This window comes from Gordonia sp. CNJ-863 (assembly GCF_001942325.1).
GTDB lineage: Bacteria > Actinomycetota > Actinomycetes > Mycobacteriales > Mycobacteriaceae > Gordonia > Gordonia alkanivorans.
Genome location: NZ_MKKG01000005.1, coordinates 44,524 through 67,052 on the forward strand (window position 1 = coordinate 44,524; position 22,529 = coordinate 67,052).

The window sequence follows — 22,529 nt, forward strand, 5'->3', positions numbered from 1 at the left end:
CGGGGGAATAACCCGATATGGGGCTTTGCCGAACCCGAACGTCGGAAGACGAAGCTCGACAGACAGATGAGGGGCCGAGCATGCGGTGGTATCCGCGGACGCTGGCCGGCCAGGTGGCGGCGCTCGCGCTGGCCGTCGTGGCGGTGGTGGTCGTGGCGGGCAGTGTGCTCGCGGCGATCGACGCCCGGGTCGACGGGGACCGGGCCGCCCGCGACGAGGTCACCGCGGTGGCGGTCAGCCTCGCGCAGGCGCCCTCGACGGTGTCCGCACTCACCTCGCCGGACCCGAGCGCGATTCTTCAGCCGGTCACCGACCGGATCCGGCGGGAGACGGGCATCGCCTTCATCACCGTGCTGGGTCCCGACCGGACGCGCTATACCCACACCGACCCGTACCTGATCGGGGCGCCCTACATCGGCAGCATCGATGCGGCCCTCCGTGGCGAGACGATCACCGAGACCTACACGGGCACCCTCGGTCCGTCCATCCGGACGATCACGCCGGTCCGGCGACCCGACGGCCGGATCATCGGCATGGTGGCAGCCGGTATCACCCAGCGGTCCTTGACGTCGGCCTGGCGCGGGGAGCTCCCTCGGATCGCCGTCACCGCCGTCGCGGCCCTGTTGACCGCGGCCGCCGGGGTCTGGTGGATCCGGCGACGGCTGTTGCGGCAGACCGGCGGACTGGCCCCGGGCGACCTGCGACTGATGTACGACCACCACGACGCGGTGCTGCGCGCGATCCGCGAGGGACTGATCGTCGTCGAGGCCGGCCGGCCGGCGCTGGTCAATGCCGAGGCGCAACGTCTGCTCGGCATCGGAACAGACACGCCCGCAGGCGATCTGCCGGACTTCCTGACCCGCGGCGACGGGGTGTCCGACGAGTTGCACGCCGAGGGCGGACGGGTGTTGCTGGTCAGTCGGTCGCCGGTGTCCGGACGACGCGGCTCGTCGGTCGTCACGATCCGCGACCGGACCGAACTGGCCGAGGCGATGGGAGAGTTGGATTCGATGACCCGATTCGCCGAGGCGCTCCGCTCCCAGGCGCACGAGTCGGCGAACCGGCTCCACACCCTGGTCGCACTGGTCGAGATGGGGCGGTCGGAAGAGGCGGTCCGACTGGCGACCACCGAACTCGAACTGTCCCAACACCTCATCGACCGGATGACCCAGGCGGTCGCCGAACCGGCGCTGGTCGCGTTGCTCCTGGGTAAGAGTGCGCAGGCGGCCGAACGGGGAATCGCATTCTCGCTCACCGAGGATTCGCAGTTGAGTGACGACGCCACCCAGATCCTGTCACCGCGCGAGCTGATCACCGTCGTGGGGAACCTCGTCGACAACGCCCTCGATGCCTGCGATCCGGGCGACCCGTGGGTGGAGGTCGGGGTCGTCGGGGACCACGAGGCGCTCGAGATCGTCGTCGCCGACAGCGGACCAGGGATGGACGACGAACTGTTCGGCCGCGCGACTGCGCGCGGTTACTCCACCAAATTCGGTGGCGACGACGCCGGACGCGGACTGGGTCTGGCCCTCGTCGCGCAAGTGGTCTCCCGGCACCACGGGTCGTTGATCGCCCAGAACACCTACGGTTCGGTGGTCACTGTGCGCATCCGGGCGGTGTCGTCAGAGGCGGGGGAGACCCGATGATCCGCGTACTGATCGTCGAGGACGAACCGGTGATCGCCGAGGCGCACCGCGACTACCTCGCGCGCATCGGCGGATTCGAGATCGTGGGCGCGGTCACCACCGCGCAGGAGGCGTTACGCGCCGCGCGGGCACACGGCGTCGACCTGGTGCTGCTCGACCTCGGTCTGCCCGACGCCCGCGGCACCGACCTCGCCTCCGCGCTCTCCGGGGTGCGCCCGGCCCCTGACGTCATCGCCATCACCGCGCAACGCGACCTGCCGACCGTGCGCGACGCGATGTCGCGCGGGGTGCTGCTCTACTTGCTCAAACCGTTCACGTTCGCGGCCTTCCGCGAGAAGATCGAGCAGTACCTGCGGTACCGGGAGGCGTTGACCGGCGAGGCGGAGGCGGTCAGTCAGCGCGACGTCGACCGAGCACTGGCCGAGTTGCGTTCCGGCGACTTCCGGCGGTCGGCGAAGAAGGGTTCCGCACCGCAGACCGAGGATGCGGTGTGCCGGGCCGTGCGGGACAGCGCCGACGGGCTCACCGCGTCGGAAGTCGCTCGCGCACTGGGATCTTCGCGGGTCACCGCATGGCGCTACCTGGAACGACTCGCCGACGACGGCGTCCTCGACCGCGACACCCAGTACGGTTCGGCGGGACGGCCACAGGTGCGGTATCGGGGAGGCGGGCCCGTCGGTGACCGCCATCGGTACGCGGAGATGGCGCTGGTACTGGACAGACGGCGTAGACTGAAACTCATCGGGCTGCACGCCGAGGGAATCACCGTTGGCGGCCCCGGTCACTTCGGCCGCATCCAGACGGCGACCGAGTCAGGCGAATGCCATGATCACCACCACTCGAATTCTCGACTCGCTTCCGCGCAGCCGCCTCTTCGGGCACATACGCGACTATCACCGCGCCCGACCGGGTCACTCATCGAGGCCTCAGACCATCGTGAGCGGAATCCAAGAGCAGGATTCGCGCGATGTGCCGGGCGACCTCCTCGCCGAATGGGATGTCCAGTTCCATCCCGCGACCAGCGCCGAAACGAACGAAGCGAACGAAGTCGTCGGTGACGTCCTCGCTTGCCGGACCCTCCGGCGGGCCCGCCATTCACGGACCGAGGTTCTCGATGCCGACTCGCACCCGGTGATTCTGCTCGCCACAGATGTTCTCAAGGTCCGTGCCGGGGACGTCTGGGAAAAGGTGACGAGCACTGTCGAGGGTGGCGGAACCCTGTCAGATGTCCTGTTCGAAAACCAGAGACGGGAACCCTGATGTCCACACGCCTCGATCTGCCTCCCATTGCCCGCCGGCTCAACGAGCGACTTCTCGCGCGCTCCCGGGCCGGCCGAACCGATGACGACACCGCGGCCATGGTCGGTGACCTGCGTTCTCTGATCGTCGACGCGGTGACCGAGCTGGAGAATGACATGATCATCAGCAATAACCGATCTCGCAGTGCCGCAACGCAATCGACTGATTCTGCGGTCCCCTCCGACTCGTCGGGAGCCGGAACAACCCGGCGGTCCCGGAACCGAGAAGAGAGCTGATGTCGTGACAGTCATCATCGGAGTCATCATCCTGGTCGCCGCGGTGATCGCGACGGCGGCCGGATTTCTCGCCAACAACGGCAGCGCGAACGGCCTCGCACCTGACAGCTTCGCCGTCTTCGGCTACCACGTGAGTAGCAGGGCATGAACGCGCCGACCACGCACCCGCCTCGCCAGTTGCGGTTGCGGCTCAAGCCGGCCGATTCGGTCCGGGGGTCGGTCGATGGCGCGTGGTGGCCGCGATCCCGGGACCTGGCAACGGAACTCCCGGATATCGCGCAAGCACTCGACACCCGGTTGCCGCGGCTCGAACGGGTGGGCTACCGGATCGCCGACTGGGATGCCGCGCCGGACCGGAAGATTGCGGTCGACGGCCGGTCGGTGCACTTGGAGGGCTTCACCACGTGGCCGCCCGGGGTCGTTCGATTCTCTTGTCCGAGTGGGACACTCACGCTTGCCGTACTTGGTCCTGACACTGACTCGGATGCAGCGCACGAGACGATGATGCGTGCCGCCGAGCGGACCAACACCCAGTCGGCGGAGACTCTCATCGCGTCGGCGGCCGCTGTCGACGGACACCGGACCGGTCACGCCCCAGCGGCGTGGGACACCCACGAGAAGCCTGCACCGATCGGCTGATCGGGCGCAGACTCGAGGTGAGCCGATGGGGCGGAGCCGGTCGCTAGATCTCAGCCCTGCGCGTCGAACTCGCGTGCCCGCAGCGAACGTGCCACGCCGTCACGGCCTTCGGAGATCAGCCGCTTGAGGGCAGGCGGATGATCACCCGCGACGAACTCCTCGGCGAGGTCGAGGGCCTGCTGCGTCATCGCCCAGCTCGGGTAGAGGCCGATGACGACGGTCTGGGCGACCTCGCTCGAACGGCGTGCCCACACCTCGGGGATCGCCTCGAAGTACTTCTCGACGTAGGGCTCGAGCAGCTCGCCCTGGCCGGGACGCGCAAAGCCCTCGATCATGGTGCGGGTGTAGATGTTCGACAGCGAATCGTCGTCGATCGCCTGCGACCACGTGTCGGCCTTGGCCTCGGGGAGCGGTCGCGACGAACGTGCCGCGGCGGCCTGCCGGGTGCCGGTGGCGGTGTTGTCGCGCTGGGCCTCGGCGTCGATGGTCGGGGTCGAACCCGCGTCGGCATCTATCGCACCGGCGGTCGCCAACGCGCGCACCAGCTTCCAGCGCAGGTCGGTGTCGACGGCCAGGCCGCCCAGACCCTGCTCGGCCGGGTCCCCTCCATCGAGAAGTGCCCGTGCCACGTCGATCTGGTCGTCGTTGAGCTTGCCGGCCAGCCAGGTGTTGACGAAGGCGAGCTGGTGGTCGGAGCCCGCATCGGCGCCCCGGGCGAGTTCCAGCAGGCGCGCGCTGAACGCGGGCCCGCCGGTCGAGGACACCCAGGTGGGGTCGGCGTAGGACTCGATCGCGGTGGTCGCCTGCATCAGAACACGCTGCACCACACCGATCTCGGTCTCCGACGCGATCCCGCGCTGCACGAGTTCGACGAAGTCGCGGGCACGCATCTCGGCCTGACGGGTCATCTCCCAGGCCGCCGACCACACGAGGGTGCGCGGCATGGAGTCGGTGATGTCGCCGATGCGGGCGGTCGCGGTCGCCAGCGACTCGGGGTCGATGCGGATCGACGCGTAGGTGAGGTCACCGTCGTTGAGCAGCACCAGGTCTCCGCGGTGCACGCCGACGAGTCCGGGCACGTCGGTGCGCTCACCCTCGACGTCGAGTTCCACGCTGTGGGTCTGTTCGATGGCGCCGGAACCGTTGTCGGCGTAGATGCCGACGCGGAGCCGGTGCACGCGGGTCTCGCCGGCGCCCGGCGCGGCGCCGTCCTGGACGATGGTGAACCGGGTGAACGCCCCGGACTCGTCGACCTCGAAGTCGGGGCGCATGACGTTGATGCCGGTGGTGCGCAGCCACTGGTCGCCCCAGTCCGACAGATCACGACCGGACGACTTCTCCAGTGCGCCCAGCAGATCGGAGAACGTCGCGTTGCCGAACTTGTGGGCGGCGAAGTAGTCGCGCAGACCCGCGAGGAAATCGTCCACACCGACATAGGCGACGAGCTGTTTGAGCACCGAGGCGCCCTTGGCGTAGGTGATGCCGTCGAAGTTGACCTCGACGGCGGCGATGTCGGGGATGTCCGCGGCGACCGGGTGGGTCGAGGGCAGCTGATCCTGCCGGTACGCCCAGGACTTCTCGACGTTGGCGAACGTCGTCCAGGCGTTGGTGTACTCGGTGGCCTCGGACTGGCAGAGAACCGAGGCGAAGGTGGCGAAGGACTCGTTGAGCCACAGGTCATCCCACCACTGCATGGTGACGAGGTCGCCGAACCACATGTGCGCCATCTCGTGCAGCACGGTCTCGGCGCGACGCTCGTAGAGGTACTTGGTGACGCGCGACCGGAAGACATAGTCCTCCAGGAAGGTCACCGCGCCGGCGTTCTCCATCGCGCCCGCGTTGAACTCGGGCACGAACAGCTGGTCGTACTTACCGAAGGCGTAGGGGATGCCGAAGTTCTTGTGGTAGAAGGCAAATCCCTGCTTGGTCTCGGTGAAGAGCCGATCGGCGTCCATGTGCTCGGCCAGCGAGGCGCGGCAGTAGATGCCCAGGGGGATGTCGCCGTGGTCGTCGGAGTAGACGTCGGTCCACTCGGCGTACGGCCCGGCGATCAGCGCGACGAGATAGGTGCTCATCGGCGCGGTCTCGCGGAAGCGATGGACACCCGGCTCGGCGGCGGCGGTCTCGACGTGTGCCGCGTTGGAGATGACCTTCCAGTCCTCCGGCGCCGTGACCGTGAGCGTGTAGGTGGCCTTGAGGTCGGGCTGGTCGAAGCAGGCGAACATGCGCTTGGCGTCGGCGGTTTCGAACTGCGAGTACAGGTACACCGATTCGTCGGACTGGTCGACGAAACGGTGCAGTCCCTCACCGGTGTTCGAATAGGCGCAGTCGGCCACCACGGTGAGGGTGTTCTCCGCTGCCAGCCCGGGCAGGGTGATGCCGACGGATTCGTCGAAGCCGGAGACGTCGAGGTCGACGCCGTTGAGCGTCGCCGAGTGCAGCGTCGGCGCGACGAGGTCGATGAAGGTCTCGGCGCCCTCGGTCGCGGTGAACGTGACCGTCGTGGTGGATCGGAACGTCTCGGTGCCGGAGGCGCCCTTCCCGGCGGTGCCGGGCGCACCGTTCCCGTCGGTGAGGTCGAGTTCGATCTGGTAGTTCGACACGTCGACGATCGCGGCGCGTTCGCGGGCCTGGTCTCTGGTGAGGTTCGGGGCAGTCACGCAGGCCAGCTTATCGAGAAGGGCGGTGCTCAGCCGTCCGACAGCAGATCGGCGGGCTGCAGGATCGCTGTCGCGAGGGCGGCGAGCGCTGCGGAGATCCCCGGTCGTGCGCGCAGTTCCGGCACTTGCACGACGTCGCCGGACACCCCGATGAACGCGCGGGTGAGACCTGCGGCGTCGCTCTCGGACAGCTCGGGCGACCGGGCGCGGATGGCGACGGCCCATTCGGCGATGTACGCGCGCTGGGCGGCACGCAGCGCATTCTGGTCGGCCTCGGGCAGGTAGACGAGGTCGCGGGTGAAGATGGGGATGATCCGTCCGTGCACACCCAGCGATTGCCGCACGTGCAGGGAGATGAGCACGTCGAGGGCATCGCGGGGCTCGACGCCGTCGAGGGCGTGGGTCGTGAGGAAGAGAATGCCTTCGAAGGCGCGGACCAGGATCGCTCGCAAGACCTCGGTCTTGCCGGGGATCTGTTGGTAGAAGGTGGCCACCGAGATGTCGGCCGCCCGCGCGATGTCGTCGATCCGGACGTCGTGGAATCCCCGCTCGGCGAACAGGTCGGTGGCCGCGTCGAGGATGCGCTCGTGCCGATCGGCGGGGCGCCGGGTGGCCGGCGCCGGCGGTGAGGCATCGGGTCCGGGCGCTGGCAGTTCGCCGTCGACGATCGACCGGGCGACGGCCCGCTGGATCTGCATCACGTGCGCCGGCGGCATCGTCCCGCGGATCACCGAGGTGTTGGAGTACAGGCTCAGGACGGCGAATCCGAGCAGACGGGCGTCGACGGCGGGCAGGTCGGGTCTCACAGCGGCGACCTTGTCGGCGATGTAGTCGCTGAACTTCGCGAAATAGACCCGCATGTCGGCGAGCTGGGCGGGGTGCAGGTGCCGTTGCTCGCGGCGCCAGAGGATCGACACGTCGTGGTTGGCGGTCTGGTCGCCGAGGCGATCGAGGAACCGCCACAGCTGGGCCTGCGGCGTCTCGCCGTACTCGTCGGCCTCGCGGACGAGTTCGTCCACCAGGTCGACCTGGGTCAGCAGCGCCTGTACGAGGATGTCGTGCTTGCCGGGGAAGTGGCGGTACACCGCGGGCCCGGTGAGACCGACCGCGGCACCGATCTGTTCGATGCTGACGTTGCGGTACCCGGCCTCCTGGAACAGGGTCGTCGCCGCCCGGACGATCTGCTCGGCCCGGAGGCCCCTGGGGTTCGCCCGCCCGCCCGCCGGACCGGGACCGGAGTCCGGATCGTGCGGCGTCGACGGCATGGACGTTTCCTTCCCGGGAACGGTGGCGGATCCGAGCGGTGACCCTTCCAACGAACGGTAACCGGATCCGGCGCAGAATTTCGCCGCTCACATGACAAACCGGGAACAGGCAGGCCCGTGCCGATGTCGAGCACGGTTGACAGTGCCGCCGGTACGGTCGAGATCGATCACCACTTCTGAGAGGACGTCGACGATGTCAGAGCAGGGCCAGTCCACCACCGATCGGGTCGACTTCTGGTTCGATCCGCTCTGCCCGTGGTGCTGGATCACCTCCCGGTGGATCCTCGAGGCCGAGAAGGTCCGGCCGATCGAAGTCAACTTCCACGTCATGAGCCTGGCTGTCCTCAACGAGGGCAAGGACATCCCCGACGAGTACCGCGAGGCACTGAAGAACGCGTGGCGTCCGGTCCGGGTGATCGCCGCCGCGGCTGCGGAGAAGGGCGACGAGATCCTCGCACCGCTCTACGCCGCGATGGGCACCCGCATCCACAACGAGGGGATCGAGGACTTCGACGCGGTCATCGCGGGCGCGCTCGCCGAACTCGGGCTCGACGCCTCGCTGGCGGAGGCCGCCGACTCCGAGGAGTTCGACGAGGCCGTCCGAAAGAGCCACCACGAGGGCATGGACAAGGTCGGCGACGACGTCGGCACCCCGACGATCCACGTGAACGGTGTCGCCTTCTTCGGCCCGGTGCTGTCGCGCATCCCGCGCGGCGAGGACGCCGGCAAGGTCTGGGACGGCGCGCTCGCACTCGCGTCCTACCCGCACTTCTACGAGCTCAAGCGCAGCCGCACCGAGGAACCCCAGTTCGACTGAACCACAGTCTGATTCGCCTCCCGCGAAGCCGCTGCGTCGAACCTCCGCTCAGAACCTGGGCGGGGGTTCGATGCCGTTCGGGAGCGAACCGGGCGGGACCGTCGCCGGGTGCGCCGGTGGTGGCACGGCCACGACGTTGCCGCTGCCGATGTCGCGCACGATCTGGCGCGGCCGCAGCAGCATCGCGCCGGCCCGGGTCCGGTTGCGGAGCGCGGCCGCGCGCCAGGTGAGGACCGGGTGGGTCGAGATCGCGTTCACCAGGTGCACGAAGAACCCGCGTTCGTGGGTGGCGCGGTCGGCGAACTCGTCGAAGTCGACCGCGGACAGCATGTACTTGCCGGCGGCCAGGACGCCGATCGCGCCCGGAGCACCCGCCGGCTTCGCGTAGTAGCCGTAGTTGTCGGCGGTGTACTCCTGAGCTCGTGAGAGTGCGCTGCCGAGCAGGGGGATGCTGGTACCGAGGACCGTCGCCAGCTGACGCCAGTACGACGTGTGACCGGCCGCGATGTGCCCGACCTCGTGGCCGATGATGAACTCCAGGGCCTCGGGACTGCGAGCGGCGCCGCCGACCTCGAACAGGTCGGAGTAGACGACGACGAACCGCCGGAATCCGTGGCCGGAGGCGAAGGCATTGATCTGCCCGTTCCCGAGTACGACGTAGGCGTCGGGTACGTACTCCAGTCCGTAGCGGGCGGCGGCCTCGACCAGCATCCGGTAACCGTCCGGGAACTGGGTGGGCGTCATCTGCACGCCGTTCACGCGCGGCGTCGCATAGGTGAGACCGCGGATCACGAACAACACCAACGGAAATGCCAAGGCGGCCAACAGGATCTGGTCCAACATGCCGAGGGCGACGAGGACCACGATCGCCGCGTATCCCACCGTCGTGGTGAGGATGACGAGGACGAGGACGGGGATCTCCCACGGATGCAGCTGCGGGCGTGCGGCGAAACGAGCAGCGCGAAGCCAGCGTCGTGACGGGTCGGGAGGTGTCTCCGGGAGCGGGTCGGCGACCCCGGGCACGTTCGGGATCGGGTTCGGCAACGCTCGGGGGATGGGCGCAGGCGTGTCCACGCCCTCAATCTATAGTGGCGCCATGCGTGTCTATCTCGGTGCCGACCATGCCGGATTCGAACTCAAGAACCAGATCGCCGACCATCTGACGGCGAACGGACACGAGGTGGTGGACTGTGGCGCCCACGTCTACGACGCCCTCGACGACTATCCGGCATTCTGCATCGACGCCGCGGCCCGGACCGTCGCGGATCCCGGCAGCCTGGGCATCGTCCTCGGCGGCAGCGGCAACGGCGAGCAGATCGCCGCGAACAAGGTGCCCGGTGCCCGCTGCGCCCTGGCCTGGAGCGTCGAGACCGCGCAGCTCGCGCGCCAGCACAACAACGCACAACTGATCGGCATCGGCGGCCGCATGCACTCCACCGAGGAAGCCCTGGCCATCGTCGACGCCTTCCTGGCCACCGAGTGGTCGGATGAGCCGCGCCACCAGCGCCGCATCGACATCCTCGCCGAGTACGAGCGCACCGGCGTGGCCCCCGAGGTCCCGCAGCCGCCGGCCTGATCGGTGCCCGAAGGTCACACACTGCACCGGCTCGCCCGCCGGCAACAGCGACTCTTCGGCGGCCGCCGGGTCCGGGTGACCAGCCCCCAGGGGCGGTTCGCCGACGGTGCGGCCGCCGTGGACGGGATGACCTTCCACGCCGCGGAGGCGTGGGGTAAACATCTGCTTCACCGCTATCGCGACGGTCGTACCGAGCAGATGGTGCACATCCACCTCGGCCTCTACGGCGCCTTCACCGAACTGACGGCGCCGCTGCCCGAGCCCGTCGGACAGGTCAGGCTGCGTATCGAGACCGAGGACACCGGCACTGACCTGCGCGGACCGACGGCGTGTGAGATCTACCACCCCGTCGACCTCGACGCGCTGATCGCCCGTCTGGGTCCCGACCCCCTCCGCCGCGACGCCGACCCGGAGCGCGCCTGGGCGGCGATGTCCCGGTCCTCGCGTCCGATCGGCGCGCTGCTGATGGACCAGAAGGTCATCGCGGGCATCGGGAACGTGTATCGCGCCGAGGTCCTCTTCCGTGCCGGAATCGACCCCATGCGGCCCGGAAAACGCCTTCTCCGAACCGAATTCGACGAGATGTGGCTCGACCTGGTGGCACTGATGAAGGTCGGTGTGCGCCGCGGACGGATCCATGTGATCCGTCCCGAGGACGACCACGGGGCGCCGGCGTATGCCGCGAACCGTCCGCGGACCTATGTCTACCGCCGGGCGGGAGAACCGTGTCGGATCTGTGGCACCCCGGTCCTGCTCGCCGAACTCGAGGCCCGGAAGCTCTACTGGTGTCCGGTTTGCCAGGAGTGACGATCCCCTCAATTGATGTATGGATAGGCGAACCTCAGTAACATCGCGGTAGTTCTGGATGCATGGCATCCGCGTCGCAATCTGTGGGGGTAAGCGTGTCGATCGCCGAGGAAGCCAGTGTCCATGCCGGTCTGATCTCGCGCGGGGAGGTGTCGCCGCTGAAGGACGTGCCGTTCCACGGTGCATCCGACGCGCCGATCACCCGACGCGTCCTCACCGGCGGTGATCTGTTCCCCGAGGCCGAGAAGCGCGTCGTCGCCCACGAGATGCGAGCCGTCTCGGCCGCGACCCGGGACTACTGCGAACCCCACGTGCACGACTGCCCCGAGATCAACATCCTGCTCTCGCTCGACCACCTGGTCTATGAGATCACCCTGGGCGACGAGTCGTACGTGGTGGAGGCGCCGGCGAGCATCTACATCCCGGCCGGCCTGACCCACAGCGCGAACGTGATCGAGGGGAGCGGGTTCTTCATCGCGATCATCGAAACCGCGGACTACGTCGCCAAGCCGCCGCCCGGCGCCACCTTCTGACGTCCGTTCGTCGCGAGCTCCCGCCGCCGATCTCAGCGAACCCACAGCGTCGTCTGACGTCCGCTCACATGTGCGGTCGTCACGATGGATGAGGTGTACAGCGACGAGCAGACCCTGCACGACGTCCTCGGCGACGCCGACCAGCCGGAGATCACTGTCCTCGTGGTCGGCGGAACCGGTGAGTCGTACCCGGGTGATGTCCGCACCGAGGTGACCGGACTCCTCGCGGGGGTGACCGACGAACTCGACGATCGATTCTCCAGTCGCTGGGTCGCCTATCCGGCCAGTTACGGCCCGGCGCCCCGTCCCGGTGGCATGAGCTTCGCCGACAGTGTGGCGATCGGCGCCCGGCGGTTGTCCGAACTGCTCGAGCGGACCACGGGGCCGGTGGCGCTGCTGGGATACTCGCAAGGGGCCGTGGTGATCCGGGCGGCGCTCGCCGAGCTGGGGACACGCCGTCATCACGTCGTCGGGCGAGTGATGGGCGTCGGACTCGTCGCGGACCCGCACCAGCCGCCGGGCGTCGTACCCGGTTGTGACGGATGGGGTGTCGCGGGTCCCGGTGAACAGCTACCGACGGGCCTGCCCGTGGTGTGGGTGGGCGCCCCCGACGACATGATCTGCAACGCGCGTGCCGATTCCCTCGTCCGCGACATCGCCGACCTGACACGGGCGATGACCTTCGCCGCGCTGGGGCGTTGGGGACGCAGCGCATTCGAGGTGCTGCGCCGCAACGCCTTCCAGAACGCCCGCCGCACCGCGGTGCGCCCGTCGCAGTGGCGGCGAGACGTCCACCGACTCGCATCGGCGTGGTGGGAGATCCGCTGCTACCTGCCGTCGATGATGCGGTTCCTCGGTGTCGCGTGGACGAATTCGCCGGGCGGACGCCACACCTCGTACCGGCACGAGCCGTACCGGCGCGGTTCCGTGACCGATCCCGCATCGACCGCATGCCAGGTGATCGCGGGCTGGTTGCAGGTGCAGGCGACGTTCACAACAGCCGCTGCTGATCCCGCGGACGACATCCGCGCTGCGTGACGAGTCACCGCTTCGACGACGAAGGCCGGTCACCGTGACGGTGACCGGCCTTCGAGGTCGGATGTCGCGGAGGTCAGTCGCCCTGGAACTGGCCGCCGATGGTGTTACGGACCACGATCGGGGTTCCGCGCGGGACGTTGTCGTAGACCCACTTGCCGAACTCGGTGGTGACGTTGATGCAGCCGTGGCTCACATTGCTGTTGCCCTGCTGCGCGACGGACCACGGTGCCGCATGGATGAAGATGCCGTCCCACGACATGCGGGTCGCGTACTCGACGTAGGTGCGGTAACCCTCGGCGGAGTCGACCGGCACACCGTACGTGGACGAGTCCATGTACATGTCGCGGTACTTCTCCTTGGTGTAGTAGACACCGTTCGGGGTCGGGTGCTTGTCCGAACCCATCGAGATCGGCATGGTCTTGACGACCTCGCCGTTCTTCCACCAGGTGATGGTGTGGGTGTTGTCGTCGGCCAGGGCGATGTACCCGGTCGGGGTCTTCACGTTCGGGATGGCCGGACCCGCGGGCTTCTCCGGGGTGGTGCTGCTCGACGGCGGCTCCGGGGCCTTCGGGGTGCTCGGTGCCGGCGGCGTCGGCAGGCCGGGGATCACGGGGATCTCGACCGGCGGCAGGCCCGGGATCACGGTGACGGGTGCAGCGTTCGCAACGCCGGGGAGGGCGAGAGCCATGGCCAGGACGCCGACGACGATCCCGCTGAGGCGTCGAGTGGAGCGTCGACGAGACCGCGAGGTCGGCACTTTGTTGGTCTGCACTAGTCGTACCTTCGGTTCGATGAATATCTCGCGCATTACATCTGAAAGCGCTAATCCATCGTTACACAACCGTTGTCTAGCGGCCAAGGAGTGCGGACGTCTCATCGGCGCCACGATCGCGAACGGTGGGTGCGAGCTGGCAAAAAGCCGTGGTGAACGCATCGACCATAGCTCGTGTGACGGTAGTCACACTCGGATGACATACTGCGCCGATCATCTCATTGGCGTACATCATCGCCCCAGTTGTGGCGATGTCAACAGGATCGGTTGTCCACTGGGGCGTCGGGGATCAGGCAGGTTGCGGGTGCTCCGTGCGCACGTGTCGCACGGGCTGCGCACATGCCTCGTCGCGACAGACGAGCATGACGTCGACGCGTTCGAGTCCCGTCTCGGATTCGGTGACGTCCCTGCGTATATAGAGCGGCGCGCCGCAGGTCTGACACTTTCGCTGGGTTTTCGTGTGTGAAGAGGGCATGCACCCACCCTACGCGAGTGTGTCGTGGGTCACAGCTAGGTTTCGGCTTCGCGAACTGCTCAAACATGGCTGCCGGGCGGAGGAACGTATATGTCGGCACCCGGGAAGGAGAGGGCGCGTGCACGAGAGTGCACGCAGGTCGGGAGACATTTCCGCGCGGAGGGGGGTGCTGACGTCTGCGAATGGAAGACCGAGAGCAATGAACCGACCCTTGACCACCTTGACGTTCGCTGTCGCCACCGCCACCGCCGGGCTTTTCGGTGGCGCGGCACTTGCGAGCGCCGACGCACCATGCACGATGCCCATCGCCAACGGGCAGACAGCTCCGTGTCCGCCACCCGTCATCTCGACGGGTCCGGGGGAGAACGGTCCGCTGAAGGAAACCCCGACGACACCGCCACTGCCGGAACTCCCGCCGTTCTACGACTATCCGTACGACTTCTACGAGTTCGGCGACGGCTTCCCGTTCTTCGAATTCTGAGGTCTGCCGTGATCCGCGGTAGCTGACCGGCCGGAGAAACGAAACGACCCTGGTCCGTTCGTCTTTCGACGGACCAGGGTCGGGTCGTGTCCTCGACCGGATTCGAGGACTGTGGTGGAGCGGGTGACGGGAATCGAACCCGCGTAGCTAGTTTGGAAGACTAGGGCTCTACCATTGAGCTACACCCGCGTGCGATGAGTGACTGTACATGGCGGCGCGCCGGATTTCTAAATCGGGATGGGTGGCGCTGCGTCCGGCACCCGTTGGTCGCGTCGCAACAGGCGCCACGTACTATCTTCTGTTGGCCCTGATGCGCGGTCGGCCGTGAGGCCTCCACCGCGTGCGCAGGACCGCGGGATGTGGCGCAGCTTGGTAGCGCATCCGCTTTGGGAGCGGAGGGTCGCAGGTTCAAATCCTGTCATCCCGACTTGTCGATTGTGGCCGTGTGGGTCACGGGGGCACACCACCCGAAACCGAACTTTCATCACCACCGCAGATATAAGGAGCAGTAGGCGTGAAGAGCACTGTCGAGCAACTCACCCCGACCCGAGTGAAGCTCAATGTCGAGGTCCCGTTCGAGGAGCTGTCCGCAGACTTCGACCGGGCATACCGGTCGTTGGCCCAGCAGATCCGGATCCCCGGCTTCCGTCCGGGCAAGGCGCCCGCCAAGCTGATCGAGGCCCGCGTCGGTCGCGACTCGGTCCTGGCGCAGGTCGTCAACGACGCCATCCCCGCCAAGTACTCGGAGGCCGTCGCCGAAACCGAGACCAAGGCCATCGGCCAGCCGGAGATCGATCTGTCGGAGCTGAAGTACGGCGAGTCCGTCACCTTCACCGCCGAGGTCGACGTCCGCCCGGAGATCACCCTGCCCGACTACTCGACCCTCTCGGTCGAGGTCGACGCCATCGAGATCGACGAGGCCGCCGTCGACGAGCAGCTCGAGGGCCTGCGGGCCCGCTTCGGCACCCTCAAGGGTGTCGAGCGCGGCATCGAGAACGGCGACTTCGTGTCGATCGACCTCGAGGCCACCGTCGACGGCGAGCCCGTCGAGGAGGCCACCACCGAGGGCCTGTCCCACGAGGTCGGCTCCGGCCAGCTCATCGACGGACTCGACGATGCCCTCATCGGCCTGAAGGCCGGCGAGAGCAAGGAGTTCACCACCAAGCTCGTCGCCGGCGACCACGCCGGTGACGAGGCACTGGTCAAGGTCACCGTGCAGTCGGTCAAGGAGCGCGAGCTCCCCGAGGTCGACGACGAGTTCGCCCAGATGGCCAGCGAGTTCGACACCGTCGAGGAGCTGCGTGCGAGCCTGGCCGAGCGCGTCGAGCAGTCGGCGAAGCTCGAGCAGGCCAACAAGATCCGCGACGCCGTGCTCGAGAAGCTGATCGAGACCGTCGATGTCCCGTTGCCGGAGAAGGTCGTCGCCGAGGAGATCGAGGGTCAGCAGCACCAGATCATCCACGCTCTCGGTCATGACGACGAGCAGGTCGCGAAGTTCCTCGAGGCGCAGGGCAAGACCCGCGAGGAGTGGGACGCCGAGGCGCGCGAGGAGGCCGAGAAGTCGGTCAAGCAGCAGCTGCTCCTCGACGCGATCGCCGATCAGCAGGAGACCGAGGTCAGCCAGGACGAGCTGACCCAGCAGATCATCTTCACCGCGCAGCGCTACGGCATGCAGCCGCAGGAGTTCATCCAGCAGCTGACCCAGGCCAACCAGGTCGGCGCGGTCTACGCCGACGTCCGTCGCGGCAAGTCGCTGGCCGGCATCGTCGGCGAGTTCACCGTCACCGACACCAAGGGCGCGACCGTCGACACCGCCGAGTTCTTCGGCGGCAACGACGAGGACGCCGAGTCGGACGAGGCGGCCGACGCCGACAACTGAGTCGACCCGGAACCTCACCACGCATCACCGATCGCCGGTCCCCGTTCGCGGGGGCCGGCGATCGGCGTCGGGTGCACCGTTCTGCATTCGCCGTTCACTGTGACGACCCGTTCTGCTCTCAGCGAATAGACGTGTCCTCGGGAGTGCCGGTGGGTGTGGATTGGTTAGTGTCGGTGAGGACGCCATCAGAGAAGAGAACATGTGCGACGCCCGAGACGGCGCGCACAGGTCATGACAACAAGGCAAAGGTAGGAACCCGTGAGTGAGCCGACCATCCACACACCCTCGATGAGTTCGGGTGTGGCTGGGTTGAACCTGACCGATTCGGTGTTCGAGCGTCTGCTGCGCGAACGCATCATCTTCCTGGGCACCCAGGTCGACGATGACATCGCCAACCGGCTGTGCGCACAGATCCTGCTGCTCGCCGCCGAGGACCCCACCAAGGACATCCACCTCTACATCAACTCGCCTGGTGGCTCGGTCACCGCGGGCATGGCCATCTTCGACACCATGCAACTCGCCGAGTGCGACGTCGCCACCTACGCGATGGGCATGGCGGCATCCATGGGCCAGTTCCTCCTCGCGGCCGGCACCAAGGGCAAGCGCCATGCCCTGCCGCACGCGCGGATCATGATGCACCAGCCGTCGGCGGGTATCGGCGGCACCGCGGCCGACATCGCCATCCAGGCCGAGCAGTTCGCGCTCACCAAGAAAGAGATGAACAAGCTCAACGCCGAGTTCAGCGGTCAGCCGCTCGAGAAGATCGAGGCCGATGCCGACCGCGACAAGTGGTTCACCGCAGAAGAGGCCAAGGAGTACGGCTTCGTCGACAAGGTGATCTCGCGTCCGGGTCAGTGACCCGGTCGATCGCGCGATCCAGCCACCCTCGAGCCACACCTACTCATTTGGAGCAACAGATGACCAACTCCCTTTCCCTGGACGGCATGCCCGCCGAGGTCGCCGCCGGTATCCCCGCGTCGGCGTTGGCGCTCAAGAACATCGAGGCGCGCTACATCCTGCCGTCGTTCATCGAGCACACCCCCAACGGTCAGCGCCAGTACGATCCGTACGCCAAGCTGTTCGAGGAGCGCATCGTCTTCGTCGGTACGCCGATCGACCAGGTCGTGTCCAACGATGTGATGGCGCAGCTGCTCGTCCTCGAATCGCAGGACCCGGATCGCGACATCACCATGTACATCAACTCGCCCGGCGGCAGCGTGCCCGACATGCTCGCCATCTACGACACGATGCAGTACGTCCACTGCGACATCGTGACCGTGTGCCTCGGCGAGGCGGCCTCGGCCGCGGCGATCCTGCTCGCCGGTGGAACCCCGGGTAAGCGTGCGGCCCTGCCGAACGCGACCGTGCTGATCCACCAGCCGCGCACCGGCGGTGCCTACCAGGGTCAGGTCTCCGACCTCGAGATCCAGGCCGCCGAGATCGAGCGCATCCGCGACCGGCTCGACGAGATCCTGTCCAATCACACCGGCCAGGACAAGGCGAAGATCCGCAAGGACACCGATCGCGACAACATCCTGACCGCTCACGCGGCCAAGGAATACGGAATCATCGACGAGGTCTTCGAATACCGCAAGAAGTCGATGAAGAAGTCCTAGCGACAACCCACAACCAGCACAGAAGTCGCGGGGATTTTCTGTCGCGACATTTGGCCTTATCGGTCGAAGTTCGAGCGGTGCGCGGGTACCGTCGGGTTACTGGGCATTCGGAGGTCGTCAGATCATCCGTGCCCGACTGCGCGCGACGCGACGGACCACGACGACAGTCCGGCAACGAGGAAGTAGGTACTACGCGAGATGGCACGAATCGGAGACGGTGGCGACCTGCTCAAGTGCTCTTTCTGCGGGAAGAGTCAGAAGCAGGTGAAGAAGCTCATCGCCGGCCCAGGCGTGTACATCTGCGATGAGTGCATCGACCTGTGCAACGAGATCATCGAGGAGGAGCTCGCCGAGAACGGCGACGTGAAACTCGACGAACTCCCGAAGCCCGCGGAGATCCGCGACTTCCTCGAGAAGTACGTCATCGGTCAGGACACGGCCAAGCGCACGCTCGCGGTGGCCGTCTACAACCACTACAAGCGCATCCAGGCGGGGGAGAAGAAGGACTCCCGCACGGGTGAGACCGTCGAACTGATGAAGTCGAACATCCTCATGCTCGGCCCGACCGGTTGTGGCAAGACGTACCTCGCGCAGACGCTGGCCAAGATGCTGAACGTGCCGTTCGCCATCGCCGACGCCACCGCCCTCACCGAGGCCGGCTACGTGGGTGAGGATGTCGAGAACATCCTGCTGAAGCTGATCCAGGCCGCCGACTACGACGTCAAGCGCGCCGAGACCGGCATCATCTACATCGACGAGGTCGACAAGATCGCCCGCAAGAGCGAGAACCCGTCGATCACTCGGGACGTGTCCGGTGAGGGCGTGCAGCAGGCGCTGCTGAAGATCCTCGAGGGCACTCAGGCATCGGTGCCACCGCAGGGTGGTCGCAAGCACCCGCATCAGGAATTCATCCAGATCGACACCACCAACGTGCTGTTCATCGTGGCGGGTGCGTTCGCGGGTCTCGAGAAGATCGTGTCCGAGCGAATCGGCAAGCGCGGCTTGGGGTTCGGCAACGATGTGGCGAGCAAGGACGACGTCGACACCACCGATCAGTTTGCCGACGTCATGCCGGAGGACCTGATCAAGTTCGGGCTGATCCCCGAGTTCATCGGCCGTCTGCCGGTCGTCGCCTCGGTCACCAACCTCGACAAGGACTCGCTGGTGAGCATCCTGTCGGAGCCGAAGAACGCACTGGTGAAGCAGTACACCCGCCTGTTCGATATGGACAACGTCGAACTCGAGTTCACCCAGGACGCCCTCGAGGCGGTCGCCGACCAGGCGATTCATCGCGGCACCGGTGCTCGTGGTCTGCGCGCCATCATGGAAGAGGTACTGCTGCCGGTCATGTACGACATCCCGAGCCGCGACGACGTCGAGAAGGTCGTCGTCACCGTTGAGACGGTGCGCGACAACGTGTTGCCGACCATCGTGCCGCGCAAGGCCTCCAACGACGAGCGCCGCGACAAGACCGCCTGACGCGATCTCTTCGTAGACGACGAGAATCCCCGCCCGGATCGCCGGGCGGGGATTCTGTTCTCTCGCCTGAGGTCCGGCGGGTCAGGCCGGTTCGAGCCGGATGACCACGGCCTTGGACACCGGGGTGTTGGATTCCTTCGCCACCGAGCCCAGCGGCACCAGCGGGTTGGTCTCCGGGTAATAGGCGGCCGCGTTGCCCTGCGGGGTGTCGTACGCGACGATCTCGAAGCCGCGCACGCGACGCTCTTCGAGGCCGTTCTCGCCCTCGAACTCCGACACGATGTCCACGCGCTGGCCGTCGTGCAGTCCGAGTGCGGAGAGGTCCGCGGGACTGACCATGACCACATGCCGGTTGCCCTTGATCCCGCGGTAGCGGTCGTCGTGGCCGTAGACGGTGGTGTTGTACTGATCGTGGCTGCGCAGCGTCTGCAGGATGAGACGCCCCTCCGGGATGTGCACCCATTCGAGCGGATACGTCGCGAAGTTGGCCTTGCCGTTCGGGGTGTCGAAGGTCCGGTCGTCGCGGGGTGGATGCGGCAGGACGAAACCGTCGCTGCGCCGGACACGGATGTTGAAGTCCTCGAACCCCGGGATCACCCGTTCGATGCGATCGCGGATCGCGTCGTAGTTCCCCTTGAGTTCCTGCCACGGAACCGGATGATCGGCGCCGAGGGCGGCGGTGGCCAGGTCGCAGACGATGGCGACCTCGCTGCGCAGGTCGGCCGACACCGGCGGCAGCGAGCCCCGGGACAGGTGCACCACCGACATCGAGTCCTCGACCGAGACACGTTGGGCCACACCGTTGATGACGTCCCGGTCGGTTCGTCCGAGCGTCGGCAGGATGAGCGCCGCGCGACCGGTGACGGTATGCGATTCGTTGAGCTTGGTCGACACCTGTACGGTCAGGGCGCAGCGACGCAGCGCGTCTGCGGTGGCCTCGGTGTCGGGGGTGGCGGAGACGAAGTTGCCGCCCATCCCCATGAAGACCCGCACCTTGCCCGCGGCCATCGCGTTGATCGCCGCGACGGTGTCGTACCCGTGCTCGCGCGGGCTGACGATCCCGAACTCGGCATCCTGTGCGGCGAGGAAGGATTCGGGCATCTTCTCGAAGATGCCCATCGTGCGGTCGCCCTGGACGTTGGAATGGCCTCGCACCGGGCACAGTCCGGCCCCGACCTTGCCGATCATGCCGCGCAGCAACAGCACATTGGTGCCCTCGGCGATCGTCGCGACCGCGTGACGGTGCTGGGTGAGTCCCATCGCCCAGCACAGCACGATGCGCTGCGAGGTACGTACGGCGTCGGCGAGGTCGACGATCTGGGCTCTCGTCAGTCCCGTGATGGCGGCGACCTCGTCGATGTCGACGTCGTCGAGCAGGGCGAGGTAGTCCTCGGTGCCGGCGCACGACCCGGTGAGGAACTCGTGGTCGAAGACGGTGCCGGGGTTCGCCTGCTCGGCGTCGCGTAGCAGTCGGGCGACGCCCCGGAACAGGGCCATGTCCGAGCCGAGCCGGACCTGGAGGAAGTCGTCGGCGAGTTTGGTGCCCTCACCGATGACGCCGCCGATCTTCTGCGGGTCCTTGAACCGCATCAGGCCCGCCTCGGGCAGCGGGTTGATCGCGACGATCCGCGCCCCGTTGTTCTTGGCCTTCTCGAGGGTGGCCAGCATCCGTGGATGGTTGGTGCCGGGATTCTGGCCGGCGATGAGGATGAGGTCGGCGGCCTCGAGGTCGGGAACGGTCACCGACCCCTTGCCGATGCCGATGGACGTACCGAGCGCGGCGCCCGACGATTCGTGGCACATGTTCGAGCAGTCGGGGAGGTTGTTGGTCCCGAGGCTGCGTGCGAGCAGCTGGTAGACGAAGGCGGCCTCGTTGCTGGTCCGCCCGGAGGTGTAGAAGACGGCCTCGTCGGGGGAGGCCATCGCGGCGAACTCGTCGGCGATGATGCGGTTGGCGTCGTCCCAGCTCACCGGGCGGTAGTGGGTGTCGCCGGGGGCGAGATACATCGGATGCGCCAGCCGGCCCTGCTGCGAGAGCCAGTAGCCGCTGCGGGTGGCGAGGTCCTCGACGCTGTGGGCGGCGAAGAACTCGGGGGTCACCGAGCGCTTGGTGGCCTCCTCGGCGACGGCCTTCGCGCCGTTCTCGCAGAACTCGGCGTGTTTGCGGTGGCCGGGGGTCTCCGGCCAGGCGCAGCCGGGACAGTCGAATCCGTCGCGCTGGTTGAGTTTGACGAGCGTCTGCACGGTCCGCACCGGGCCCATCTGCTCGAGTCCGCGCTTGAGCGCCACGGCCACCGCGGGTACGCCGGCGGCCCAGGTCTTCACATGCTTGCGGTGGACATCGGTGGGCTCGTCGACGCGGGGGCCACCATCGGGGGTATGGCTCATGATGTCCATCTTGCCTCGTCGAGGTGATGGATCACGCACACTGGGTGTTGTGACTCAAGACACGGGATCAGACGGTTCGAAACTGGCGGCGATCGTTCTGGCCGGCGGGCGTTCGCGGCGGATGGGCAGCGACAAGGCGGCACTGGACTGGGAGGGTGAGCCGATGCTCGCCCGCGTGGTGCGGGTCGTCGCGCAACGGTGCGATCCGGTGCTCGTCGTGGCCGGTGCGACGTCGGCGGCCTTCCGCGGCATCGACGACATCCGGGACCGCGCGGCACCCGGCATCGACCGGTCCAGGGTGCACTGGGTGACCGATGAGCAGGAAGGGGCCGGCCCGCTGGGCGGGCTGGTGGCAGGCCTGGCCAAGGCCGCGGCCGACGGCGCCGACCTCGCTTTCGTGTGCGCCACCGACATGCCGCTGATCGCGCCCGAGCTCATCGACGAACTCCGACTGGGGCTCACCGACTCCACTCAGGCGGTGATCGCGCGCGACGCGCAGCGCGACCACCCGATGGCCGGGATCTACCGGACCGACGCGGGACCGGTGATCGCCGATCTGGTGGCCGGTGGTGAGCGCCGGATGCTCGGTGCGGTCGAGGCACTCAACACCCACCGCGTGGGCGTGTCCGACCCCGAGTGGCTCGTGAACGTGAACGCGCCCGAGGACCTGCATCGTCTGCGTGTGACGACGGGCTGAGCGCAGTTGAACGCCGGCCGAGGAGTTCAGTCGCCGGTGGGCGTCCGCGGCGTTGCCGTGGCGTATCGGCTCGGCGAGCCGGTCGACGTGACCCGGCTCCTGCTGTTCCTCACGTCGCCGGAGGCGTCGTTCATCACGGGGGCGGAGTACGTCATCGACGGCGGACTCCTCCTCGGTCCGGCACTTCAGGCCGAGACCGCATGAACCCGTCCGCGAGTGAGGACCG

22 protein-coding genes, 2 tRNA genes and 1 pseudogene are annotated in these 22,529 nt (G+C 67.4%); 18 read left to right on the forward strand and 7 right to left on the reverse strand.

The window, feature by feature from the left end:
- The first annotated feature begins 80 nt into the window (after nucleotides 1–80).
- The 5 genes and pseudogenes from BJF87_RS02845 to BJF87_RS02865 all read left to right on the forward strand — a co-directional run bounded on the left by BJF87_RS02845 (nucleotide 81) and on the right by BJF87_RS02865 (nucleotide 3,820).
- Entirely contained in the window at nucleotides 81–1,646 is a 1,566-nt protein-coding gene (locus BJF87_RS02845; RefSeq protein ID WP_075862602.1) for a sensor histidine kinase, read from the forward strand.
- Nucleotides 1,643–2,308, forward strand: a pseudogene (locus BJF87_RS02850) (response regulator); the annotation flags it as partial. The gene BJF87_RS02845 and the pseudogene BJF87_RS02850, both read left to right, overlap by 4 nt.
- A gap of 163 nt (nucleotides 2,309–2,471) precedes the next feature.
- Nucleotides 2,472–2,906, forward strand: a complete 435-nt coding sequence (locus BJF87_RS27180) for a hypothetical protein (protein ID WP_006360033.1) — start codon at nucleotides 2,472–2,474, stop codon at nucleotides 2,904–2,906.
- 279 nt (nucleotides 2,907–3,185) lie between these two features.
- On the forward strand, nucleotides 3,186–3,329 hold the full coding sequence (locus BJF87_RS26030; RefSeq protein WP_006360031.1) for a hypothetical protein: 144 nt from the start codon (nucleotides 3,186–3,188) through the stop codon (nucleotides 3,327–3,329).
- The gene (locus BJF87_RS02865) at nucleotides 3,326–3,820 is read left to right on the forward strand and encodes a DUF5994 family protein (RefSeq protein WP_075862603.1); all 495 of its coding nucleotides are present in this window, start codon (nucleotides 3,326–3,328) and stop codon (nucleotides 3,818–3,820) included. Before BJF87_RS26030 ends, BJF87_RS02865 begins: the two co-directional genes overlap by 4 nt.
- Nucleotides 3,821–3,870: 50 nt before the next feature.
- Here BJF87_RS02865 and pepN read toward each other — a convergent pair whose 3' ends face one another.
- Both pepN and BJF87_RS02875 read right to left on the reverse strand, forming a co-directional pair.
- Nucleotides 3,871–6,480 (reverse strand): aminopeptidase N, encoded by a 2,610-nt coding sequence (gene pepN, locus BJF87_RS02870; protein WP_035754075.1) that lies wholly within the window; start codon nucleotides 6,478–6,480, stop codon nucleotides 3,871–3,873.
- A 29-nt stretch (nucleotides 6,481–6,509) separates the two neighbouring features.
- A complete protein-coding gene (locus tag BJF87_RS02875; RefSeq protein ID WP_035754076.1) occupies nucleotides 6,510–7,745 on the reverse strand; it encodes a TetR/AcrR family transcriptional regulator in 1,236 nt (411 codons plus the stop codon).
- Between the two features lie 193 nt (nucleotides 7,746–7,938).
- On the opposite strand from BJF87_RS02875, the gene BJF87_RS02880 reads away from it, so the two are divergent.
- Nucleotides 7,939–8,562: a DsbA family protein gene (locus tag BJF87_RS02880; protein ID WP_035754077.1), complete on the forward strand. Its 624-nt coding sequence runs from the start codon at nucleotides 7,939–7,941 to the stop codon at nucleotides 8,560–8,562.
- 48 nt (nucleotides 8,563–8,610) lie between these two features.
- On the opposite strand, the gene BJF87_RS02885 is transcribed toward BJF87_RS02880, so the two are convergent.
- Nucleotides 8,611–9,636: a M48 family metallopeptidase gene (locus BJF87_RS02885; protein ID WP_006360026.1), complete on the reverse strand. Its 1,026-nt coding sequence runs from the start codon at nucleotides 9,634–9,636 to the stop codon at nucleotides 8,611–8,613.
- A gap of 22 nt (nucleotides 9,637–9,658) precedes the next feature.
- Here BJF87_RS02885 and BJF87_RS02890 point away from each other — a divergent pair, with 22 nt between their 5' ends.
- The 4 genes from BJF87_RS02890 to BJF87_RS02905 all read left to right on the forward strand — a co-directional run bounded on the left by BJF87_RS02890 (nucleotide 9,659) and on the right by BJF87_RS02905 (nucleotide 12,516).
- Entirely contained in the window at nucleotides 9,659–10,138 is a 480-nt protein-coding gene (locus BJF87_RS02890) for a ribose-5-phosphate isomerase (protein ID WP_075862604.1), read from the forward strand.
- A 3-nt stretch (nucleotides 10,139–10,141) separates the two neighbouring features.
- Nucleotides 10,142–10,945, forward strand: coding sequence for an Fpg/Nei family DNA glycosylase (locus BJF87_RS02895; RefSeq protein ID WP_006360024.1), 804 nt, complete (start codon nucleotides 10,142–10,144; stop codon nucleotides 10,943–10,945).
- Between the two features lie 95 nt (nucleotides 10,946–11,040).
- Nucleotides 11,041–11,478: a homocitrate synthase gene (locus BJF87_RS02900; RefSeq protein ID WP_075862605.1), complete on the forward strand. Its 438-nt coding sequence runs from the start codon at nucleotides 11,041–11,043 to the stop codon at nucleotides 11,476–11,478.
- Nucleotides 11,479–11,562: 84 nt separating this feature from the next.
- Nucleotides 11,563–12,516 (forward strand): PE-PPE domain-containing protein, encoded by a 954-nt coding sequence (locus BJF87_RS02905; protein ID WP_084813140.1) that lies wholly within the window; start codon nucleotides 11,563–11,565, stop codon nucleotides 12,514–12,516.
- A 73-nt stretch (nucleotides 12,517–12,589) separates the two neighbouring features.
- Here the strand turns inward: BJF87_RS02905 and BJF87_RS02910 are convergent, their stop codons facing one another.
- Nucleotides 12,590–13,324: a L,D-transpeptidase family protein gene (locus tag BJF87_RS02910; RefSeq protein ID WP_281430766.1), complete on the reverse strand. Its 735-nt coding sequence runs from the start codon at nucleotides 13,322–13,324 to the stop codon at nucleotides 12,590–12,592.
- Between the two features lie 253 nt (nucleotides 13,325–13,577).
- Nucleotides 13,578–13,763: a hypothetical protein gene (locus BJF87_RS27185; RefSeq protein ID WP_006360020.1), complete on the reverse strand. Its 186-nt coding sequence runs from the start codon at nucleotides 13,761–13,763 to the stop codon at nucleotides 13,578–13,580.
- 211 nt (nucleotides 13,764–13,974) lie between these two features.
- Between BJF87_RS27185 and BJF87_RS02920 the strand changes: the two genes are divergently transcribed.
- The gene (locus BJF87_RS02920) at nucleotides 13,975–14,244 is read left to right on the forward strand and encodes a hypothetical protein (protein ID WP_230461801.1); all 270 of its coding nucleotides are present in this window, start codon (nucleotides 13,975–13,977) and stop codon (nucleotides 14,242–14,244) included.
- Between the two features lie 115 nt (nucleotides 14,245–14,359).
- Here the strand turns inward: BJF87_RS02920 and BJF87_RS02925 are convergent.
- Nucleotides 14,360–14,433: transfer RNA gene (locus BJF87_RS02925), tRNA-Gly, on the reverse strand.
- 164 nt (nucleotides 14,434–14,597) lie between these two features.
- Here BJF87_RS02925 and BJF87_RS02930 point away from each other — a divergent pair.
- From BJF87_RS02930 to clpX, 5 genes are all read left to right on the forward strand, one after another.
- Nucleotides 14,598–14,671 (forward strand) — tRNA-Pro (locus BJF87_RS02930).
- A gap of 87 nt (nucleotides 14,672–14,758) precedes the next feature.
- Nucleotides 14,759–16,123 carry a trigger factor gene (gene tig / locus BJF87_RS02935; protein ID WP_006360018.1) on the forward strand — a complete coding sequence of 455 codons (1,365 nt, stop codon included), beginning with the start codon at nucleotides 14,759–14,761 and terminating at the stop codon, nucleotides 16,121–16,123.
- 258 nt (nucleotides 16,124–16,381) lie between these two features.
- Nucleotides 16,382–16,981, forward strand: coding sequence for an ATP-dependent Clp protease proteolytic subunit (locus tag BJF87_RS02940; protein ID WP_006360017.1), 600 nt, complete (start codon nucleotides 16,382–16,384; stop codon nucleotides 16,979–16,981).
- A 59-nt stretch (nucleotides 16,982–17,040) separates the two neighbouring features.
- Nucleotides 17,041–17,739 carry an ATP-dependent Clp protease proteolytic subunit gene (locus BJF87_RS02945; protein ID WP_005198934.1) on the forward strand — a complete coding sequence of 233 codons (699 nt, stop codon included), beginning with the start codon at nucleotides 17,041–17,043 and terminating at the stop codon, nucleotides 17,737–17,739.
- 198 nt (nucleotides 17,740–17,937) lie between these two features.
- On the forward strand, nucleotides 17,938–19,218 hold the full coding sequence (gene clpX, locus BJF87_RS02950; protein WP_075862606.1) for an ATP-dependent Clp protease ATP-binding subunit ClpX: 1,281 nt from the start codon (nucleotides 17,938–17,940) through the stop codon (nucleotides 19,216–19,218).
- A gap of 81 nt (nucleotides 19,219–19,299) precedes the next feature.
- Here the strand turns inward: clpX and BJF87_RS02955 are convergent, their stop codons facing one another.
- A complete protein-coding gene (locus BJF87_RS02955) occupies nucleotides 19,300–21,606 on the reverse strand; it encodes an FdhF/YdeP family oxidoreductase (RefSeq protein ID WP_042375904.1) in 2,307 nt (768 codons plus the stop codon).
- A 49-nt stretch (nucleotides 21,607–21,655) separates the two neighbouring features.
- Here BJF87_RS02955 and BJF87_RS02960 point away from each other — a divergent pair, with 49 nt between their 5' ends.
- Both BJF87_RS02960 and BJF87_RS02965 read left to right on the forward strand, forming a co-directional pair.
- Nucleotides 21,656–22,303: a molybdenum cofactor guanylyltransferase gene (locus tag BJF87_RS02960; protein ID WP_084813141.1), complete on the forward strand. Its 648-nt coding sequence runs from the start codon at nucleotides 21,656–21,658 to the stop codon at nucleotides 22,301–22,303.
- Nucleotides 22,304–22,339: 36 nt separating this feature from the next.
- Nucleotides 22,340–22,507: an SDR family oxidoreductase gene (locus tag BJF87_RS02965; RefSeq protein WP_006357951.1), complete on the forward strand. Its 168-nt coding sequence runs from the start codon at nucleotides 22,340–22,342 to the stop codon at nucleotides 22,505–22,507.
- Nucleotides 22,508–22,529 lie beyond the last annotated feature (22 nt).

Coding starts and splice junctions, on each gene's coding strand:
- BJF87_RS02845 (WP_075862602.1), top strand. CDS start 81: ATGCGGTGGTATCCGCGGACGCTGGCCGGCCAGGTGGCGGCGCTCGCG.
- BJF87_RS27180 (WP_006360033.1), top strand. CDS start 2,472: ATGATCACCACCACTCGAATTCTCGACTCGCTTCCGCGCAGCCGCCTC.
- BJF87_RS02865 (WP_075862603.1), top strand. CDS start 3,326: ATGAACGCGCCGACCACGCACCCGCCTCGCCAGTTGCGGTTGCGGCTC.
- BJF87_RS02875 (WP_035754076.1), bottom strand. CDS start 7,745: ATGCCGTCGACGCCGCACGATCCGGACTCCGGTCCCGGTCCGGCGGGC.
- BJF87_RS02880 (WP_035754077.1), top strand. CDS start 7,939: ATGTCAGAGCAGGGCCAGTCCACCACCGATCGGGTCGACTTCTGGTTC.
- BJF87_RS02890 (WP_075862604.1), top strand. CDS start 9,659: ATGCGTGTCTATCTCGGTGCCGACCATGCCGGATTCGAACTCAAGAAC.
- BJF87_RS02905 (WP_084813140.1), top strand. CDS start 11,563: ATGGATGAGGTGTACAGCGACGAGCAGACCCTGCACGACGTCCTCGGC.
- BJF87_RS02910 (WP_281430766.1), bottom strand. CDS start 13,324: ATGCGCGAGATATTCATCGAACCGAAGGTACGACTAGTGCAGACCAAC.
- BJF87_RS27185 (WP_006360020.1), bottom strand. CDS start 13,763: ATGCCCTCTTCACACACGAAAACCCAGCGAAAGTGTCAGACCTGCGGC.
- BJF87_RS02945 (WP_005198934.1), top strand. CDS start 17,041: ATGACCAACTCCCTTTCCCTGGACGGCATGCCCGCCGAGGTCGCCGCC.
- clpX (WP_075862606.1), top strand. CDS start 17,938: ATGGCACGAATCGGAGACGGTGGCGACCTGCTCAAGTGCTCTTTCTGC.
- BJF87_RS02955 (WP_042375904.1), bottom strand. CDS start 21,606: ATGAGCCATACCCCCGATGGTGGCCCCCGCGTCGACGAGCCCACCGAT.